Source organism: Kothea flammea, from assembly GCF_052161645.1.
Taxonomy (GTDB): Bacteria; Planctomycetota; Planctomycetia; order Pirellulales; family Pirellulaceae; genus Laterigemmans.
Genome location: NZ_CP197414.1, coordinates 1187874 through 1206903, shown reverse-complemented (window position 1 = coordinate 1206903; position 19030 = coordinate 1187874). Strand labels below are relative to the sequence as shown.

Genomic DNA, 19030 nt, shown 5'->3' with positions numbered 1-19030 from the left:
ACTAGCTGCCAACCAAAAATCTGCCAGCCAAAAATCTGCTAGCTCCCCGGCAACCGCTCGCCAGCGGCGGGGGACGAGCCAACGCTTGGCCAGTTGGCTGCTGGGGTTGTGCGTGCTGTGGGTTGCCGGAGGTGCGGCCTGCCACCAAAATCGACGGCTCGATCAAGTCGCCGCGCTGCCCGTCGTGCTGCCGGCCACACCCCAACTTGATGAAGTGATCGCGGCGGTCAATCGCAACGATAGCATTCAAAAAATGCAAAGCACTTCGACCACGATCGAAGTGCTCGATACCAATCTGCCACGCTTAAAAGCATCGTTGGCAATGGAGCGCCCCAACCACCTGCGACTGCGGGCCAGCGTCCCATTTTTAATGGGCAGCGGTTTGGATGTTGGCAGCAACGACCAATTATTTTGGTTGCGGTACCCAGAAGGCATGCAGCAGATGTTGTTATTTGCCAATCATGCTGAGTACGAGCAAAACATGATGACCGCTCCGTTGCCGGTGAATCCCAAATGGCTGATCGAAGCCTTGGGATTGGTGCACCTCGATCGCCAATTGGTCACCGAAGGTCCCATTCAGCGAGGCGACGGTACGCTGGAAGTTCGTTCCGACATGCCGACTGCCAGCGGAACCTATCGACGCATCTTGTTGATCGACGGTCAAGCTGGATTCATTCGCGAGCAAACCATCTACGATCCACGCGGACAACTGGTGGCAAACTCTCGCAGTGGTGATCACAGGCTCTATGAGGAACTGGGCGTGGTGCTGCCTCACAGCATTCGCATCCAACTGCAATCAAACATCGCCCCACCATTCGCCCTGCAAGTCGAAGTTGGTGATTACGTGCTGAACCAACTACTGGCCGATGATCCCCGCCTGTTTGAGATGCCTACCGACGGCTCCCAGCAAATGATCGACTTGAGCCGACCACTCGCGGTAGGCCCACCCACTGGCTTACCCCCCGCCGCGTTACCGCCGACCGGCTATGTTCCCACCGCTTCACAAGCTCCGCCGCTGCGCCGCTAGGCGACATTACTGCCCGATGCAGAACAGAAACTCGCGGCGCTCATCCCCCTCGCGGACTCCCATTCTCGCGTAGACGCGACCTCCAACGATGGTCGGCGTGGCGAAGGCGTCATCACCCAACGGGTTCTCAGCTAGTTTTTCAAAACCCTCGGGGCTGGCGCGAAAGACAAACGTCGTGCCGCGTTCGTTGGTGGCGTAAATGCGATCCCCCACCAGCACAGGGCTCGCTGTGAAATTACCACCCAGCCTGGCCTTCCATTGTGGCGCCCCGGTGGCGGCTTCCCAACAAGCTGCAACGCCCGCATCCAGCACCGCGTACAAATATCCCTTATCGATCAACATCGAGGGAACGTAGATGCGATCTCCCGTCTCCCAAGCAACCTTGCCGCTGCCGTCGGCTTTGATGGCTGCCAAGTGATTCCGCGGGTAACCCCCGCTGCTGTAGATCAATTGCCCATCGGTAACGGTCGACGTGACGCACTCGGTCGTGGCCCCTGCAACCTCCCATAAAACTTTGCCCGTCTCGGGATCGAGCGAGGTGACCAAGTCGCAGCCGATTATGATCAATTGCTCACGGCCGGCCGCTTTGACAACGATTGGTGAAGGATAATTCGGAGTCATCGGACGCGAGTGACGCCAAACCTCTTTGCCATCAGCACGATTCAACCCGACAATCGCCCCGCCACCTTTATTATCGGCCGACACCAAAACTAAGTTGCGGTGCAGAATCGGCGACGAACCATAACCTTGATGGAGCACATATTTGCTGATCGGTCGCTGCCATAACTTTGTGCCATCGAGAGCGAGTGATGTGGTGTAGACCGTACCATCGTTGAGAAAATTGACAAACAATTGCTGGCCGTCACAGGCGATCGTTGAGGAAGCTTGCGAAGCTTTCTCGTTCTTCTCCATGATGCCGCCTTGGTGCACGATCGCCTCCCAACGTTGATCGCCCGTTTCGCGATCGAAACAGATCACCGTCTGGACCTCCCGACTGCGGTCTGCCGTGGGCAGATAGATTGAGTCCGCCACGATTGTGGGTGAACCATGTCCTCGTCCCGGCACCGGTACGGCCCACAAAACTCCCTCCTCCTTGCTCCATGTCAAAGGTGGCGACTGGTCGGCAGCGGCATGTCCATCGAGCCGTTGCCCACGCCACCCCGGCCAATCAGTCGAAGACAAAGCAGTCGCCGTCGGTGCCTGGGCAACCGACACGCAGGGAGTGAGCAAAAGGGATAGGCAAGTCATGCCAATCATGTGAACAGGAAGACGATATTGCGGTTTCATGTCAATCGAGGCTTCGGCAGGAAGGATGGGGCAGGTTAGGGATATTGAGATCCCGCCCCATTGTCCATCAACACCCAACCGGCTGCAATAATCAACACAGAGCCGAAATAGCTTTCACAGCAAGCGTTGCTCGAAAGGCACACTGCAATAACTGGCGACGATCGCGACGCCGCATATCAGCCACCGATAGTTCGCTTGCTCTTCAAGTAACTGGCGCAAACGACTACCCCCAGCAACCCCGCACCGGCGATGTCGATCAGCGAAAATTGCGTGGGGCCGAGCGTGGCTTGATCGGGATAGAGCGAACAGGCGGCGGCGGCAAATAACACGATCCGCCAAGGCCACGATAGGGGGCTGAGCAGGTAACCTGCCATCCCGGCGGCCAAGGAGAGAATCCCAATCACGGCGGCCACCACGGCTAACACCACGCTGAGGATCGCCGGGCTGCTGCCGTCGGCAGACATCAAACACAGCTCCGGACGATAGACAAACATGTAGGGCAAGGTAAAACCGACCAAGGAAAAACGAAAAGCGGCCAAGCCGGTTTGCATCACACCCGAACCGGCTATCGAGGCGGTCGCATAAGCGGCCAAGGCTACGGGCGGCGTGACCATCGCCATCATGCCAAAATAGAAAATGAACAGGTGGGCCGCCAAGATCGGCACACCCAAAGCCGGATCGGCAAAGACCGGTCCAATGACGGTCGCCAACAGCAGATACGAGACGGCCGAGGGCAATCCCATACCCAAAATGATCGAACAGCCCATGATCGCTAGCAAAGCCAAAAAGAGGCTGTTGCCGGCCAACGGAATAATGGCTTGCGGCACCCCCGTGCCAATCCCGGTCCGCGAAACCAACCCGATGATGATGCCCACGCAGGCGGCCGCCACGATCAACGGAACGCCACCTCGCCCCGAGGTGCAAAAACCATTGACGATCATCCCGCGCCAAGCTGGCACCAGCAGGCCCGCTAACAGCGTCGCCGCCATACCCCAAATCAAGGCATCAGGCCAAGTCGCTGCGACTGCGATCAATTGCCAAGCCAGCAGCGAACTGATCGCCCACACTAACAACGCCGCGACCCGCTGCATGAAACTGGCTGCCGTCCGCGGATTGATGATGATCATCACCATCACCAACGCCAGGGAATATGTCACCGAGCGGAAAGGCGAATTACCCGCCAGCAGAAACATCATCAAACTGCCCAGCGCGCCAAAGAAAGTGATCCCTTCCAAACTGATCACCTTAGCCGGCGCGGCGTCGGCTTCCACTTCACTTGTGTACGAGCTTGCCCCCTCCACAGCACCGTCTCTACCTGTCCCGCCAGCTTGCGACTGGGGTGACATCGCGGCCAAAATCTCATCCGTATCAGGCGACTCTCCGCCACTCTCCGCAGCCGCCTCAGCGGGCCGCGCATCAATTCGCTTGGCGTAAAAATGCACCAGCAAAAAAATCGAAAGGTAATATAGGATCGCCGGAATCAAAGCCGCCTGGACAATCTCTAAATAAGTCACCGGGGGTGTGCGATTAATGATCTCCAACATCATGTAAGCACCCGCGCCCATCACGGGCGGCACCAGCGCGCCGCCGGAAGATGCGGCCGCCTCGATCCCCGCGGCAATATGCGGCCGGAAGCCGATGCTCCGCATCAATGGAATCGTAAAGGTGCCAGTCGTTGCCGCATTGGCAACGGCACTACCCGACAGTGAACCCATTAACCCGCTGGCCAACACGGAGACTTTGGCCGGTCCCCCAGCTTTCTTGCCAAACAGACGTGTCGCCAAGGCGATGATATAGCCGGTCGCCCCGCTGGCTTCTAAAAAAGAACCAAACAACACGAACAAGAAGACATACTTAAACATGACGCCCAGCGCCGTGCCAAAGACACCTTCAGTTCGCAAATAAGTTTGGCCAATCAGATCCCCGACATCTTGTCCACGGTGCGGAAACAGCCAATCGGGCAACTGCTGGGCCACGCTTTGATGGGCATAGATGACGAACAACAGCGCCAGAATTGGTAACGCCCAGCCGATCGAGCGGCGAGTGGCTTCGATCACCAACAACAAACCGATGCCGCCGATGACCAGATCGCGGGTCTCATAAATTCCCGCCCGCTGGCCCAACTCGGCCCCGTTGTACAGCAAATAGCCGCAGCACACGACGGTCAACAGGATCAACGTCCAGTCGATTACCATCGCCAGCGTCTGGCCAATCCAGCGACCGCCGGTGGGGAATAGCAGAAAGCATAAAATCAGCCCCGCGCTGGCGAACAGGGCGAGGCCTTTCAATGGCGAGAGCTGAGAAAAATTGACTTCCAACAGCACGTAGATAGACAACGCGCCGGAAATAGCGGGAATCAACCAGCGACGAAGCCCACGATCCGCAGGTGCCGCAACATCGATCTCACTCATCACTCACCGCGTCACCCAACGGTGCTTCGGTATCATCATCCGTAGCCCACAGCCCCATTTCTTGATAGTAACGAATCGCGCCGGGATGAAACTCCGTACCCAGATCATTGGCGACCGTTTCTGGCTTGATGCCCTTGGCAGCGCGGTGCCGCTCGGCGATCTGTTCGCGATTCTCATAAACGCGTTTGGTAAACTCATAGACCAAGTCATCAGCGACGCTAGCATGCGTGATCAAATGGGCCGAACCGACATTCAGGCTCGGCTGGTCATCGGGCAAGCCGGCGTAGGTGCCGCCGGGGATCATGGCCGCTTGAAAGAATGAATACGACTCAATCAGTTTCTCGCGAGCCGCAGCATCGTAAGGAATTAATTTAATTGGGTTGGCCTGCGCCATTTGGGCCAGTGCCGGATTGGGAATCCCGCCCCCAATCATGGCCGCATCGACAGCCCCATCACCGAGCAAATCGACGGCGCTCTGTTGGCTGCCGTAGCGAGGCTCAATATCTTCAATGCTGAGCCCGTGGGCTTGCAAGATCGGATTCACAAAGTACTCAAAGCCGGCCCCCTCGGGACCGAGGAACACGCGTTTGCCACGCAACGAGGCGATATCCTCCAGACCGGAATCAGCCAGCGTGACAAACATGGCGATGTTGGGAAACAACGTCATCACGGCCCGCGCCTCATGAGCCTGTTCCCAATCACCCTCGCCACGAACAGCAAAATAAGTGATCGACGAATTGGACATGGCAAATTGCATTTTCCCTTGCGTCAGCAAGCGAATGTTCTCCATCGATCCGCCGGTCGCCTCGGCGCTGACCCGCCAGTTGGCGTCGCCATCTTGATCGTTGACGACTTCGCAAACCGCGCTACCCACCGTGTAAAAAGCGCCACCCACGGGAGCCGTGCCCACGCTGATGAACTGACGCTCGCCACCTCCTTCGCCACGGCTGCAGCCGCTGAGCAAGGGCGCAAAAATCAACAACAGGCCGAATAAAACTAGTCCAACAGCAAACGCGCGACGCATTAGGGGCTCGATAACATTCGGGGCAGGGGAGTGGAGCGCGAGCGGCAAAACATCCGACGAACCCCCTCACGGTTGCTCACCGAAACATTTGCTCACGTGCGACTTACCCACGCGGAGACGACTTCGTGCACCTCTGACGATACCACGAACCGCCAGCGTATCCAAGTATCCGCATCCAAGTATCAATCCCCGCTAGCCCTTTCGCTTCTGATAGATGGCCGTCAGCAGCGACTCGACATCCTTGAATTTTTTCGTGCTTTCCAGGGCCTCATCGATCAATTGACGGGCGTCCGATTCGCTGTGCCCCAGTGCCAGCAGGGCATCGAAAGCATCACGTGCAACCGAGCTGGTAACGTCTTCTGGGCCAGTCCCGGCAGCCGCCCCGCGCCCCACCATCAGGGCAAATCGAGGCATTTTCCTCCGCAGCTTAGCGATAATCCGCTCGCTGGTCGCCGGTCCGATGCCGGGCAACGAAGATAGCCCTTTGGAGTCTTGTTCCTCAATCATGACGGCCAATTCCTTCACCGGCCGCACCATGGCTCGCAACGCTTTCTTGACGCCCACGCCATCGACGCTGCAAAACAGCTCAAAAAACTGACGCTCCGGCTCGGTCAAAAAACCGACCAGCCGCGGTGTCAAACGCCCACCCTGGGCGGCGTTTCCCTCCAGAAAATCAATGGTGTACATCTTGGTGACTTGACCAAGCTGTGGTTGCAATTGACGACGGACGTAATCGGGCACCAACACCTCATACTCGTAAGGTGGAATATCGAGTGTGGCGGCATCTTCATCGAGTGCCAACAGCTTGCCAGAAATCTTCGTGATCAAAGTTATCTCGCCGTTATATCGCCGCGAATTTAGAAAAATAGTGACCGCAAAGGGCAATCGCCAAAGCATCCGCCACGTCGGGCGGGTCAGGTTCGGTGGCCAAGTTAAGCTGCAGTTTGACCGCCAGCTGCATTTGAGATTTTGGCGCGCGGCCGTTACCGGTGAGCAACTTTTTTACCCGCGTCGGCTCGTAGTGTTCGATCTCCAGCCCGGCCAACTGGGCATTCAAACAGATGACCCCGCGAGCGTGCCCCATCAAGATCGCGGTCCGCGGACGTTCGTAATGTGAAAACAATTGCTCCAAAGCCATCCGGTCGGGACGGAGCGACTCGATGATCTCCAGCAGACCTTCGTGCAGTTCGGCCAACCGGCTGGGGAGCGACGATTTTGGCTTGGTGCGAATCACCCCCGCCTCCACCAGTCGCGCGCCGTTGCCGTGCGACTCGATCACTCCGTAGCCGCAAATATTCAGCCCCGGGTCGATTCCCAGTATGCGTGTCATCAGATCATCATCCTTGATCATCCATTTTTACTTCGTTTCCCAAGTGGTGCCAGCTTTACCGTCGAGCAAAGCGACACCGATTGCCGACAGACGATCGCGAATCGCATCGGAGGTGGCAAAATCTTTATTCGCGCGTGCTTCCTTCCGCAGCTCGATCAGCAACTCCATCAATTGCCCGACCATCTGAGCGCTGCTGTCGTCATCCGAGGCAGCCGTCGGTGGAGCTTTGGCAAACAAACCTAACACCGTCGTTAACTCACGTAACAAGGTGCCGCCGACGACAAGCGTGGCAACGCCTGGCGCTTCGGCGTCAGCTCCCTCGGCAAGTCCGTTGGCATCCACGTGACGGTTGAGCGTTCTCAACATGTCAAACAACACGCTAATTGCCGCGCCGGTGTTGAAATCATCATCCATCGCCGCCAAAAACTTCGCCTGCTGGCTCGCCAACTCGCTCAACGTGGCATCCCCGGCTGCCTCGTTGATGCACGACTCGGTGCGCCACCGGGGGGCAACCAGTTGATAAAAATCAGTGCCGGTGATCGATTCAAAGCGCGTAAAGAAGCGATAGAACGACTCCAGTGAAACGCCCGCCTCCTGCAGTCCCTCATCACCAAACACGATCGTGGAACGGTAGTGAGTGCGAAGCAAGAAGAACCGAATTCGCTCTCCTGTGTGCTGACGAATCAAGGCTGCCAGCCCACCGGCTCCCTTGCTGCGGCTGATCTTACCGGCTGTCAAAGCTTCCACCGACTCCTCACCAGCCAATTCAGCAGTTGGCGTCTCAGCCTCTGCCGCGGCGGTAGCTTCCACAGCGGCACGATCCGAGCGACCACCCACTTTACCCGCCGCGCCGGCTCGCATGAGGCCGTTATGCAGCCAATACTTGACCATCGGCGCGCCGTGACAGCAGCTGCTCTGGGCGCGTTCGTTTTCGTGGTGCGGAAAGACCAAATCGAGCCCGCCGCCGTGGATATCAAACGTGTCGCCCAAGTAATAGTGACTCATCGCCGAACATTCGATGTGCCAACCGGGCCGCCCTTCGCCCCAGGGACTCGACCAACTTGGCTCGTCGGCTTTGGCCGATTTCCATAAGGCAAAGTCACCCGGCGAGCGTTTTTTAGCAGCCGCGCCACCACCCTCACCTTGCATTTGCTCGAGCGAACGGTTGGAGAGCTGGCCATAGTTGGGGTCGCGAGCCACATCGAAGAACACATCCCCCTCGCTGGCGTAGGCGTAACCTTTCTCAACCAGGGTTTCAATGAACCGAATGATCCCGTCCATGTGGTCGGTGGCACGGGGCAGATGATTGATTTGGTTGACGCCCAATTCTTTCAAATTGGCCATGTAATCGGCTGTCATTTCCACAGCGATCTGGCTCATCGGCACCCCCCGCTCACGCGACTGGCCGATCAATTTGTCGTCCACGTCAGTGATGTTGACCACCCACTCGACATCGAACCCCGAGTAGGTCAAATAACGCTTGATGGTGTCGAAAATTACCGGCCCGACCATGTGGCCGATGTGCGCTTCCTTGTAGACCGTGGGCCCGCACAGATACATGCCCACATGCTTGCCACGCAGGGGCACAAACGGCTCCTTGGTTTTAGACAGCGTGTTATAGACACGAATTTCGGGCAGAGCTTCGGTGGAACTGGCCGAGCGATTGGCTGCCGGTGCGGTACTCATGATTGATAATCTTCCGTGGCTGGATACTTCCGTGAAGGTTTGAGGATGTTGGCGATTATAGGGGAATCGGTCGCCACAGCAAACAGACGACTCGAGCCTCAATCGCCTCATGCCGACCAACCGGGCCGACCTGCTCACCCGTTTTCCCCTTGAGCCCAATTTGCTCGGCTGACAACTGGGTAATTTCGGCAATTCGTTGACAAATCAGCTCAACGTGGGGGGATAGCTTTGGCAGCTGAGTCAACACCACGCAGTCCAAATTGATAACTTCCCAACCAGCCTCGCGGACGCGATCGATGGCGGCTCGCAAAAATTCTGCACTGTTCCGCCCACGGTTTTCAGCTACCGTATCAGGAAACAAGCGACCAATGTCACCAAGTCGCGCGGCGCCCAACAGCGAGTCGACAATGGCGTGCAGCAGCACATCGGCATCGCTGTGGCCAATGGCGTGCCACTGGGACGGAATGTCAATGCCGCCCAGCCGCAGCGGCCCACCATCACCGAGCCGATGCGTGTCATAGCCGAGCCCCACGCGAATTGCCGGTGGCTGCAAAGCCGCCTGTCGGTCGCTGCTAGCCGCCTGCCGGTCGCTGGGGATTGCCCTTACAATCTGTCCATCTTCGTCCATTATCCACCAATCCATACCGGCCGCCATGCCGATCATCGAGGTCAAGAATCTAGTCAAATCGTATCGTGTTTATAGTAAACGCGAGGGTTTGGTTAACAGCATTCGTGGTTTATTCCATCGCGAATTTCGTGATGTGAACGCTGTGCAAGGCATCAATTTAACGGTCGAACAGGGCGAATTCGTGGCCTTTCTCGGCCCCAACGGGGCGGGCAAAACGACCACCCTAAAATTGCTATCCGGCGTGATTAACCCGACCAGCGGCTCGGCCCAAGTAATGGGTTACACCCCCTGGGAGCGAACCAACGCCTACCGCCGGCGATTCGCCCTGGTAATGGGTCAAAAAAATCAACTTTGGTGGGACTTGCCGGCGCAAGAATCGTATCGTCTGCACCAACAGATTTACGGCATTGCCCCCGAGGAATTTCGCCGCTCGCTGGATGAATTAACCGATCTGCTCGGAGTTCGCGACTTGCTCGGCCAGCCGGTGCGGGAGTTAAGTTTGGGCGAACGCATGAAGATGGAGCTGATCGCCGCCTTGCTGCATGGGCCCGATGTGCTGTTTCTCGACGAACCGACAATCGGTCTCGATGTGATCGCCCAGCACCGGATTCAAAAGTTCCTCCGCTACTACCAAGAAAAACGGCAGATCACCATCCTGCTGACCAGTCACTACATGAAGGATATCGCCGCCCTCTGCGGCCGCGTGGTGATCATTGCTCAAGGACAAATCAAGTATGACGGCTCGCTGGCTGGGGTGATCGACAAATTCTCCGGCAGCAAAGTCGTAACGCTGCAGTTTGCCACCGGCGACCAACCGGGCGACCTCAGCCACCTGGGCGAAGTGCTTGACACGAATTGGCCCAAAGTGCGGCTGAAAATCTTGCGCAGCGATGTGCCCACGCGGTTGGCCACGGCGCTCCGCGACTATCGCCTGGAAGATGTCTCCGTCGAGGATCCGCCGCTGGAGGATGTCATCGCCGACCTGTTTTCCCAAGTCGACGGTTCCCAAGTTAAGGGTTCACGCGTCGAGGTGGCGAAAGCATGACCACTCCGGCGGCAAAACTCAGTGGACCAGGCCACCGCATGAAAACCTGGTGGATGATTCTGCGCACCTCGCTGGAGGAACGGTTGGCCTATCGGGGCGACTTTGCGCTCGGCACGCTGATGCGGTTCCTGCCGATCATTACCCAGATTTTCCTGTGGTCGGCGGTCTACGCCTCGGTTGGCGACAGCTTGCAGTCCGATGTTCAAGAGTCGAGTCAGGCGGGTGGTACGCAGGTCGTAGCCGAGAAGGTGGAGCGGAGGAACGGACCGGCTGAAGCCGGGACACCAGCGCAAGCCGCGGGTGACGAGGTGGGGCTGGGAAACCGGCCGGCTGAAGCCGGGACACCAGCGCAAGACACGGGTGACGAGGTCGAATTGGGCGGATACACCCTGGCCGGTATGGTGGCTTATTACTTGATCACGATGATCGGCCGCGCTTTCAGCAGCATGCCGGGTTTGGCCAGCGGTATTGCTAGGCAAATTCGTGAAGGTGAAATCAAACGCTATTTGATTCAACCCGTCGACTTCGTTGGCTTCCTGATGCTGCAACGTGTCGCTCATAAAGTCGCCTACTACACGGTGGCAATCTTACCCTTCGCACTAGTCTTCTTCCTCTGCCGCGGCTATTTCACCAGCGGCTGGCCCCCCGCGCCCCAGTTCCTGGCCTTCCTGGCCACGCTGGTGATGGGTTTTCTCATCGGCTTTTTCCTCGAAGCCACCATCGGCATGATTGGATTCTGGTTTCTCGAAGTCAGCTCGCTGCTGTTCATCTACATGCTGTTCAGCTTCTTCCTCAGCGGCCACATGTTTCCCTTGACCCTGCTGCCCGACAGCATCGAGTGGTTTGTCCAACTGCTACCATTGAAGTACTTGGCTTACTTTCCTGCGGCCGTGTTTCTGGGAAAAATCCCCCCTGAAGAGCTGCCGCTCGAACTGGCCATCGAGGCGGCTTGGCTGCTATTTTTCATTTTCACCTGCCGCTTCAGCTATGCGGCCGGCGTGCGACGTTACAGCGGATATGGAGGCTAGACCAGCATGCCCGACGACCCGTTCGCAAAGCCCACCAACTCCAAGCCCACCGAGGAATCGGCCAGACGCGCCGGCCCCGATTACCTGCGCGTCTTCTTGACCTTCGCTAGCAACAGTTTGATCCGCGACTTAACCTTCCGCACCAACTTTATCTTCCAGTGCCTGACCAGCGTTTCCTGGACTTTGATGAATGTGGGTTTCTACCTAATTGTCTTTCAATATACGCGGTCGATCGGAGTCGATACCGGCTGGCGTGAGGAGGAGTTTTTTCTCTTTCTGGCGACGACCTGGTTTATCAACAGCTTGGTGCAAACCTTTTTCATGCCTAACGCTGAAGAGTTCAGCGAGATGATTCGCACGGGAGGACTCGACTTCGCGTTGCTAAAACCGATTGACACCCAATTTTTGATCTCATTTCGACGCGTCTCCTGGAGCAGCCTCTCTAACTTTGCCGCCGGACTCGTGATTGCCATCATCAGTCTCATCCGGCTCAGCCAACGCGAGGTCGATCCGCTAACGGTCGGGCCGCTGACGGTGCTGCTCTATATTTTTTACGTCGCTTGCGGCGTGGCCATCATGTACAGCTTGATGATTTGTTTGAGCGCCACCAGCATCTGGCTGGGGCGCAACCAGACGTTATATGATTTTTGGTTTTACATCACCAACTTCAGCCGCTATCCGATGGAAATCTACCAACGCGGATGGGGCTGGGGATTGTGGGGGCTGTTTACGTTTGGGATCCCCGTGCTGGTGGTCGTCAACGTGCCAGCCAGAATCTTGGCGCAACCATTAGAACCTCGCGCCTGGTGGGAATGGCCGCTGGCCGGGTTCGCCATCGTGGCGACGTTGGGCAGTATCTTGGCTAGCCGCTGGGTCTTCCAAACCGCGCTGCGGAGCTACCGCAGCGCGAGTTCCTAACAGGCCACCAAAGTCTCCTTTCGCTCCGCCGAAAGTTCCAGCAAAGTCTCCTTTCGCTCCGCCGAAAGCTCCACCAAAAACCACCAGGGCCCAGAGCGAAAGTGAAAACGCCGCGATGCCCCAGGGCCTTACAGCCCCAAAACCTTGGGCCCCTGCTGGAAAACCACGTCCACTGGAATTCCCAATTGGCTGAGCCGATCAAGGTCGCCCTGCAATTCTGGATTGATGACAGCCATTTCATCGACGAACGTTTTAGCCGCTTGATAGTCGCCATCCCCCTGCAAAGTTAACAGCCGACGAGTCAACGCTTCGATCGCCCGCTCCATGCCCTCGGGATTGACGCGATAGCGACCATCGTCTTGTCGGGTAAAGGCGCCCTGTTCTTTGAAGAAGTTAAAACGGATCATGTTGGCTTTGCCGTGAGCGCTGCTGGCTCCAAACCGCACCGAGCGAAAAATACCCGCCATGAAAGTGACGTAATAGTCCATAATATCGACATCCGGCAGCTCGCCACTTTCGATCAACTGCGAGACCATGAACAGCCCCAAAATATCAGCCTTGCCTTCTTCCAGACTGCTGGCCGTATCAAGCAACGCCTCGCGCACGCTCCCCTTGTCGGTGATCGTATATTTAATTCCCAACCCGTGAGCCACTTCGTGGAACATGGTGTTGGCGAAGAAGGCATCAAAAGTGACATGCTCTCGCTGCTCAGCGACCAACAGCGTGTCGGCGATCGGCTCCATAATCTTGTCGAACTTGGCCCGCATGGCGTTCTTTAATTGCAAACGCCGAGTCCCTTTCTGCAATTGCACTTGTTCATCATTAGGCAGATTAATGGCAATGGTTTTCGAACCCGCGTTACAATCGCCCGCATAGTAGACTACGTCATAAGCGTTCAGATCGGAGTCCGAACCGGGGGTTTCATTCTTATAAGCCTGATCGACGGGTAATTTCTTTTGCAGATCGGGCAACATGCTGGCGTACTTTTCTAATCGTTTACTCCAAGCAAGATCCTTGACCAACACGTAACACTCATAAGCCGCTTTGTAACCGAACAGTTTGTCTTCATAAGTTTCAATCGGACCGATGACAACATCCAGATGGTTATCTTTCATATCCATCCACAGCAAATCACTGGCTTGATATTCATCGCTGCGAAGCGCCTCGGCGCGAGCCCGCAGATAGGTTTTCAGAGAAGCCTCGGGAGCCAAATCGGCGGCCTCTTCGAGTAACTTGGCCGCTTTCTCAATTTGCGGAGCGAAGGCTTCGTGATACGGAACTGCCTTGAGTTGTTTGCCGTCGCGGCGCACCAGGGTGTAAAGACTCTTCAGCGCGTCGGCCTGGTCGGGATTCGCTTGCACGTAATCGGCAAATCGCTGGGCTGTCATATTTGGTGGATAAAATCGCGCCCCCAACGGTTTGGCTGGGGTCCCCGCCACGAATGGTTTGTCGCCATCCAAGCGATCCCAAGGACCATAGTTGATTTCCGCAAACCGCCGAATGTCAGGATCCTCAATCGAATTGAGCAGCTTGGCTTTGTAGCCATAAGCCTGCTTCCAAAACAGGATATCCATCTGCCGGGCCGCTTGGATTAGCAGCTTGATCATGGCACGCTCGTCCTCGCTGAGCGTGTCGGTGTCGATCGTCAGGGGAACGACCGCATATTTGCCAAATTTCGTCGCGGTTTCCTCAGCCGACGCGTTGTTGGGAATCGCAGCCCAACAAGTCACAACCATGGCCAGCAACCAACTAATTCGCCTCATGAGCTCAATTCTCCAGCAGTGGTGTCAGGATCGAAGATAGCCCCTATCGTACTCCACCTGACGTCGCCAGCGTAGAAGTCAGAAAACGTGCACCAATTCGCACACTTGCGCCGCCAAGGCATCGCGCAGCCAATTCCGAACGGGCTCCAAATGCTGGGCGTAGCCGACGCGGAATTGGGGTGTCTCCGCGGCAACCTGCATGGCTGCCGGTCGCCCCGCCTCGACCAAAATCGAACCCGACGTGCCTGGCAGCAGCCGATTATCAGGCTCCCCGCCAGTCTGATCTGCGCCATTCTCGTCCGCGGTATTCTCCACGGTGAAACGAATCAGCTGACTGAGATTGCCCAGACCGGCAATCGTATATTGCGGCAAGAGCATGGAAAACTGCCAACGTGTGACTCGCCCATTCTGATAAAGATAGCCGGAGGCCGGGCGACTCAACCACCGCAAAAGTTCGACATCATCGACGGTCGACAAAGCGGCCACTCCCGGCTGCGGCAGCAAACCACTGAGCCACAGCCGATCACGTCCGGTCTCAACCAACATGGCATCGGGTCCGCCGGGAAGACGCCCGCGAGCGACCACCTGACCGGAGATCTCGGCCGGTTGCTCGCCACAAACGGTGCGTCGCGTGATTTTCAGATTGATGGTGTCGCTGGGCTGCGGGGAAGGGTGCCGAAGTCCGCTCAGCAAATGGGCCACGGTCAACAGCCCCCAATGCCAATCGTGTTTTCCGGGGCGAGCAAAATCTCGCTGCGGTTGCCGCAAATCGCTCCACCGCACAACCACCGCCGTGGTGGCTGTCCGTTGTCCAAATCGCACCGTCACGCCGCTGGCCCGAGGCGGACGAGCAGGCTCCACATCGGTTGTCAGCCGCAGCGCACGATAACGACCGCTGGCCGGATCGCGTAGCCGCACGACAACGTGTGCCGGTATCCGTCGCGTGGTCGCCAGCCGCTCTTTCTTTCGCCGCACTAAGAAACGCACCGACAAACGTTCCACCGCACAACGGCCAGCCACCTTGGGGCCAAACCCGATCGCCCAAATATTGTCCCGATCACGGGCCGCCACCCGCCGAATGACCGTTTGTTGGATGCGAGCCAGATCGGCCAACGTCAAGTCGCCACAATCGTCAACATCGTGGTGTCGCATGGTAGTGGCTAGTGGCTAGTGGCTAGTGGCTAATTCGCCTCGACAATCACTTGATATAAGAAACTGCCATCGGCGATATTGGTAACCATCTGCTTGGCTGCTGTTTGCAAAGGAGCTTGACTGAGCACGCTGGAGGTGGAAACGTTAACGAGCAACTGCCAAGTGGTCCCCTGTCGCTGCCAAGTAGCGGTCACTCGCTGCGTTTCCGGATAGATTCCCCGCAGCTGGCCAAGCAGGGACACTTCCAATTCAGCCGCCATCGCGTTGCGTCCTGATTCGCTGGTCACGATGCTCCCCGGCGAGTCCGTAAAAGTCCCCGGCGGTGAAATTTGAACTGCTGGTTGTTCATAACCCGGCTCGATACCGGCGGTTGGATCTGCGCTGGGCAACGTGCCTGGACGCGTCAGGCTGGCGCGGATCTCCGGCAATTGCTTGAAGACCATCCGTCCCTGCTCAAACGTGAGTCCGTACAGAGGCACCAGGGGATCGCCACAACATGCCTGCGCGCCGCCCCCAAACGTGGTCGGGCAACTCTCATAAGGCAGGAAGCCCAAGTAGCGAAAGCCATACAGACGTTTGCGTCCATCAGGCCCTTTGCCAATCACCGATTCATAATATCCAAGTGGCACATCGCTGGCGGCAACCTTGAATTCAATGTCGCGGTCCCCCTCGTCAACTTGTTTCCCAGTGGGAATCACGCTGCCAACGGCTCGAATGAGATCACCCGCAGCCCGCACGTTCTCATCGGTTTGACTGTCTAGATCCTGGCTGATTTCAGTCAGGTTCCAACCATCTTCGAGCTTGATGGAGACGTCGGCGATACCCCAGCCGGAACGCACATCGATGGCGTACTCTTCGGCGAAGTCGGGCAAGTACTCCAACGAGATGCTGACCAGGCTGGGCTGAATCTGGTTCGCGTCCCGACCAACTTGGACTTCCGCCGGGACCACTTTCAAATAGGGCTTCGGCCGATAGTAGCGGACTCCCTTAGCACGCGGGCCCGGGTTGGGTGTAACGCACACGCGAGGCGCACAACCCAACAAACCGATCAAAATCGAGAGGATCATCGCAACCAGGGCGATCCGTTGCTCATTCATATCTGCAATCCCTTGCCGGAGACCGGGTTAACACCCCCTATATCGGCAATTCCACCGACTCCAACTGCAAGGAATTCGCACCTTGACCGGTTCCCAACGATCGTAACGATTATCCGGCCAGTGAATGACTGGGGTCAACTGGTTCGGTAACCGTGCGGATGCGCTTGGTGCCAGCGCCAGGCGGTTTCGATAATCTGTTCGATGTCAGTGAACTGGGGCGTCCAATCGAGCAGGCGATTGGCCAAACTGGCGTCGGCGACCAATTCCGGGGGATCCCCTGGTCGACGTTGGCCGATCTGTTCGGGAATGGGATGCCCGGTGATGCGACGACAAGCGTCCACGATTTGCCGCACGCTGTTGCCCCGTCCGGTGCCCAAGTTGACACAAATACCGCGACCATCCTCCAACCGCTCCAAGGCTTTCAAATGAGCCTGTCCGAGATCATTGACATGCACATAGTCGCGAATGCAAGTGCCATCGGGGGTGGGATAATCGTCACCAAAAATCGTCACCGATTCGCGTTGCCCCAAAGCAACTTGCAAAACGATGGGAATGATGTGACTTTCCGGATCGTGATCTTCACCGATTTCACCCGAAGGGTCAGCACCGGCGGCGTTAAAGTATCGTAGCGCCGCATACCCCAGCCCATAGGCATGAGCGTAATCGGCCATCGCCCGTTCGATCACCAGTTTGGTGAAACCGTAGGGATTAATCGGATCCTGACGCGTGGTTTCGGCGATCGGGATCAGCTCGGGTTCGCCATACGTGGCGGTCGTGCTGCTGAAGACCAACCGCCGCACATCACAATCGCGCATGGCGTCGAGCAATTCCAAGGCGGCAATCACGTTGTTGCGATAATACTTGGCAGGATCTGCGACCGATTCTCCCACCAAGGCGAAGGCGGCAAAGTGCATCACTGCATCAATCTTTTGCTCTCGGAGTACCTTCCGCAGCAATTGCCCGTCAGCCACGTCCCCTTCAATCAAGCGTCCCGGGCGAACCGATTGCGGATGTCCAACGGAAAGATTGTCATAGACGAACACTTCGTGTCCGGCATTTTCCAAAACGCGACAGGCGTGAGAACCGACGTAACCAGCACCACCGACAACCAAGATATTCATACTTGAACTCATATATTCCCCACAACGGTTGCGATCCCTCATCAAACACTTGCCGCACCGGCAGCACGCCTCGTGCGTCGATAACGAAGCGTAGTTTAGAAATCTTAGAAAAAAAAGTGACCTTGCTAATTATGGCAACATGAATGCGGCAAACTAAATTACAACGTTTGCGTCAGGAGGGTCCGCCCAAGTCACCGAGCATCGCCCAGCGCTCGCATGTTGACGACTTCTTAGCCTACCTTCGCAACGAGTGCCATCTAGCACTTAACACGGTCAGCGCTTACGGCAACGATCTCAGCAAGTTTATGCAGTGGCTGGGCAAACGGCGCGTCGATTCGGTAACAATCAACGAACTTTCTGAGTATGTCGGCACTTTGGTCGACCTGGGCTTGGCTCCCTCGAGCGTAGCCAGAAATATTGTCGCGCTGCGTACCTTTATTAAATTCCTGCAGCTCGAAGGAGTGATGCTAGAAAATCCCGCTGACCTGCTAGTCACCAGTCGGATGTGGGAACGTGTCCCCAAAGTCCTTTCCCCGCGACACGTCGACGCCTTTCTCGCCGCCCCCCGGAAAACGGACAGCTTTTGGCAACGCGACAAAGCGCTGCTGGAGGTCTTATACGCAACTGGATGTCGAGCGAGCGAAGTCTGTCATTTGAGACTCCGCGACATTGATCTGGAGCAACGTCAGATTCGTTGCGAGGGGAAGGGGGGGAAACAGCGGATCGTGCCGCTGGGCCGGCAAGCGATCGCGGCTTTGCAAGTTTACCTGGGTGAGCTGCGCTCGAAGTTACTGAACGACCGGATCGCCACGCCTGACGAAGTGTTTCTCAGCAGGACCGGCAGACCGCTCGACCGCATCCAGTTGTGGAGATTAGTCAAACGTTACGCAGCCAGAGCGGGGATCGATCCGCAAGTCAGTCCCCACACGCTACGTCATAGCTTCGCGACTCACCTCTTGGCTGGCGGTGCCGACTTAAGGCTCGTGCAAGAAATGTTGGGCCACGCCAGCATCCAAACGACGCAGATCTACACCCACGTCGATCACTCGCGACTCAAACAAGTTCACCAAAACTATCATCCTAGAGCGTAGTAGAAGAGTGAAGAGTGAAGAGTGAAGAGTGAAGAGTGAAGAGTGAAAGATCGCGCCCGCTCACTTTTGCATTTTTCAATCTCCGTTAAATATTTTCCATTCTCCCGGCAACCAAGACGAGTTTGCCGCGCGCGAGGCACCCGCCTTTCGACCAGCAGCATCCACGCCCGTTACGTTGCTACGGCTCATAACGCTTGTCAATTGTTATAGGCGAGGATTTAACCAGGCTGAAGCTGCTAACTGGGATGCTGTCGGGTTGAGTTTGGAACTGCTAACCAAAACGCCGACGCCTGCGGCTGCGGGTCAAACGGCTAACGGGAACTGCTCAAAATTCTGTTTAAAAAACCTCCGCCCGCCTTGATGAACCGAATCGCATCTGCAACAGTATTGCACAACGGACTGTTGTGCTTTTGCGGATCGTG

The 19030-nt window shown here is 56.9% G+C and carries 16 protein-coding genes; 5 read left to right on the top strand and 11 right to left on the bottom strand.

Annotation, left to right across the window (positions count from 1 at the left end):
• Nucleotides 1-85 precede the first annotated feature (85 nt).
• Nucleotides 86-1027: a hypothetical protein gene (locus SH139x_RS04240; protein WP_488354043.1), complete on the top strand. Its 942-nt coding sequence runs from the start codon at nucleotides 86-88 to the stop codon at nucleotides 1025-1027.
• A gap of 6 nt (nucleotides 1028-1033) precedes the next feature.
• Here SH139x_RS04240 and SH139x_RS04235 read toward each other — a convergent pair whose 3' ends face one another.
• The 7 genes from SH139x_RS04235 to ispF all read right to left on the bottom strand — a co-directional run bounded on the left by SH139x_RS04235 (nucleotide 1034) and on the right by ispF (nucleotide 9408).
• Complete coding sequence (locus SH139x_RS04235) at nucleotides 1034-2314, bottom strand: outer membrane protein assembly factor BamB family protein (protein ID WP_488354042.1); 1281 nt, start codon at nucleotides 2312-2314, stop codon at nucleotides 1034-1036.
• Between the two features lie 176 nt (nucleotides 2315-2490).
• Nucleotides 2491-4725 (bottom strand): TRAP transporter permease, encoded by a 2235-nt coding sequence (locus SH139x_RS04230; RefSeq protein WP_488354041.1) that lies wholly within the window; start codon nucleotides 4723-4725, stop codon nucleotides 2491-2493.
• Nucleotides 4718-5749, bottom strand: coding sequence for a TAXI family TRAP transporter solute-binding subunit (locus tag SH139x_RS04225; protein WP_488354040.1), 1032 nt, complete (start codon nucleotides 5747-5749; stop codon nucleotides 4718-4720). The genes SH139x_RS04230 and SH139x_RS04225 overlap by 8 nt, the downstream gene beginning before the upstream one ends.
• A gap of 192 nt (nucleotides 5750-5941) precedes the next feature.
• Nucleotides 5942-6577 (bottom strand): Holliday junction branch migration protein RuvA, encoded by a 636-nt coding sequence (gene ruvA, locus SH139x_RS04220; RefSeq protein WP_488354039.1) that lies wholly within the window; start codon nucleotides 6575-6577, stop codon nucleotides 5942-5944.
• Between the two features lie 13 nt (nucleotides 6578-6590).
• A complete protein-coding gene (gene ruvC, locus SH139x_RS04215) occupies nucleotides 6591-7079 on the bottom strand; it encodes a crossover junction endodeoxyribonuclease RuvC (protein WP_488354038.1) in 489 nt (162 codons plus the stop codon).
• Nucleotides 7080-7106: 27 nt separating this feature from the next.
• A complete protein-coding gene (cysS, locus tag SH139x_RS04210) occupies nucleotides 7107-8765 on the bottom strand; it encodes a cysteine--tRNA ligase (RefSeq protein WP_488354037.1) in 1659 nt (552 codons plus the stop codon).
• A 55-nt stretch (nucleotides 8766-8820) separates the two neighbouring features.
• On the bottom strand, nucleotides 8821-9408 hold the full coding sequence (gene ispF, locus SH139x_RS04205; protein ID WP_488354036.1) for a 2-C-methyl-D-erythritol 2,4-cyclodiphosphate synthase: 588 nt from the start codon (nucleotides 9406-9408) through the stop codon (nucleotides 8821-8823).
• A gap of 10 nt (nucleotides 9409-9418) precedes the next feature.
• On the opposite strand from ispF, the gene SH139x_RS04200 reads away from it, so the two are divergent.
• From SH139x_RS04200 to SH139x_RS04190, 3 genes are read left to right on the top strand one after another with little or no spacing between them, the layout of a single operon-like run.
• The gene (locus SH139x_RS04200; RefSeq protein ID WP_488354035.1) at nucleotides 9419-10438 is read left to right on the top strand and encodes an ABC transporter ATP-binding protein; all 1020 of its coding nucleotides are present in this window, start codon (nucleotides 9419-9421) and stop codon (nucleotides 10436-10438) included.
• A 38-nt stretch (nucleotides 10439-10476) separates the two neighbouring features.
• Nucleotides 10477-11466 carry an ABC transporter permease gene (locus tag SH139x_RS04195; protein ID WP_488356156.1) on the top strand — a complete coding sequence of 330 codons (990 nt, stop codon included), beginning with the start codon at nucleotides 10477-10479 and terminating at the stop codon, nucleotides 11464-11466.
• Nucleotides 11467-11472: 6 nt separating this feature from the next.
• Nucleotides 11473-12384, top strand: coding sequence for an ABC transporter permease (locus SH139x_RS04190; RefSeq protein WP_488354034.1), 912 nt, complete (start codon nucleotides 11473-11475; stop codon nucleotides 12382-12384).
• Between the two features lie 128 nt (nucleotides 12385-12512).
• On the opposite strand, the gene SH139x_RS04185 is transcribed toward SH139x_RS04190, so the two are convergent.
• The 4 genes from SH139x_RS04185 to galE form a co-directional block, all read right to left on the bottom strand.
• Entirely contained in the window at nucleotides 12513-14147 is a 1635-nt protein-coding gene (locus tag SH139x_RS04185; protein WP_488354033.1) for a dipeptidyl-peptidase 3 family protein, read from the bottom strand.
• A 78-nt stretch (nucleotides 14148-14225) separates the two neighbouring features.
• Nucleotides 14226-15299: a hypothetical protein gene (locus tag SH139x_RS04180; protein ID WP_488354032.1), complete on the bottom strand. Its 1074-nt coding sequence runs from the start codon at nucleotides 15297-15299 to the stop codon at nucleotides 14226-14228.
• Nucleotides 15300-15328: 29 nt separating this feature from the next.
• A complete protein-coding gene (locus SH139x_RS04175) occupies nucleotides 15329-16396 on the bottom strand; it encodes a hypothetical protein (protein ID WP_488354031.1) in 1068 nt (355 codons plus the stop codon).
• Nucleotides 16397-16530: 134 nt separating this feature from the next.
• Nucleotides 16531-17529: a UDP-glucose 4-epimerase GalE gene (gene galE, locus SH139x_RS04170; protein ID WP_488354030.1), complete on the bottom strand. Its 999-nt coding sequence runs from the start codon at nucleotides 17527-17529 to the stop codon at nucleotides 16531-16533.
• Nucleotides 17530-17660: 131 nt separating this feature from the next.
• Here galE and xerD point away from each other — a divergent pair, with 131 nt between their 5' ends.
• Nucleotides 17661-18608, top strand: coding sequence for a site-specific tyrosine recombinase XerD (gene xerD, locus SH139x_RS04165; protein WP_488354029.1), 948 nt, complete (start codon nucleotides 17661-17663; stop codon nucleotides 18606-18608).
• Nucleotides 18609-19030: the final 422 nt, after the last annotated feature.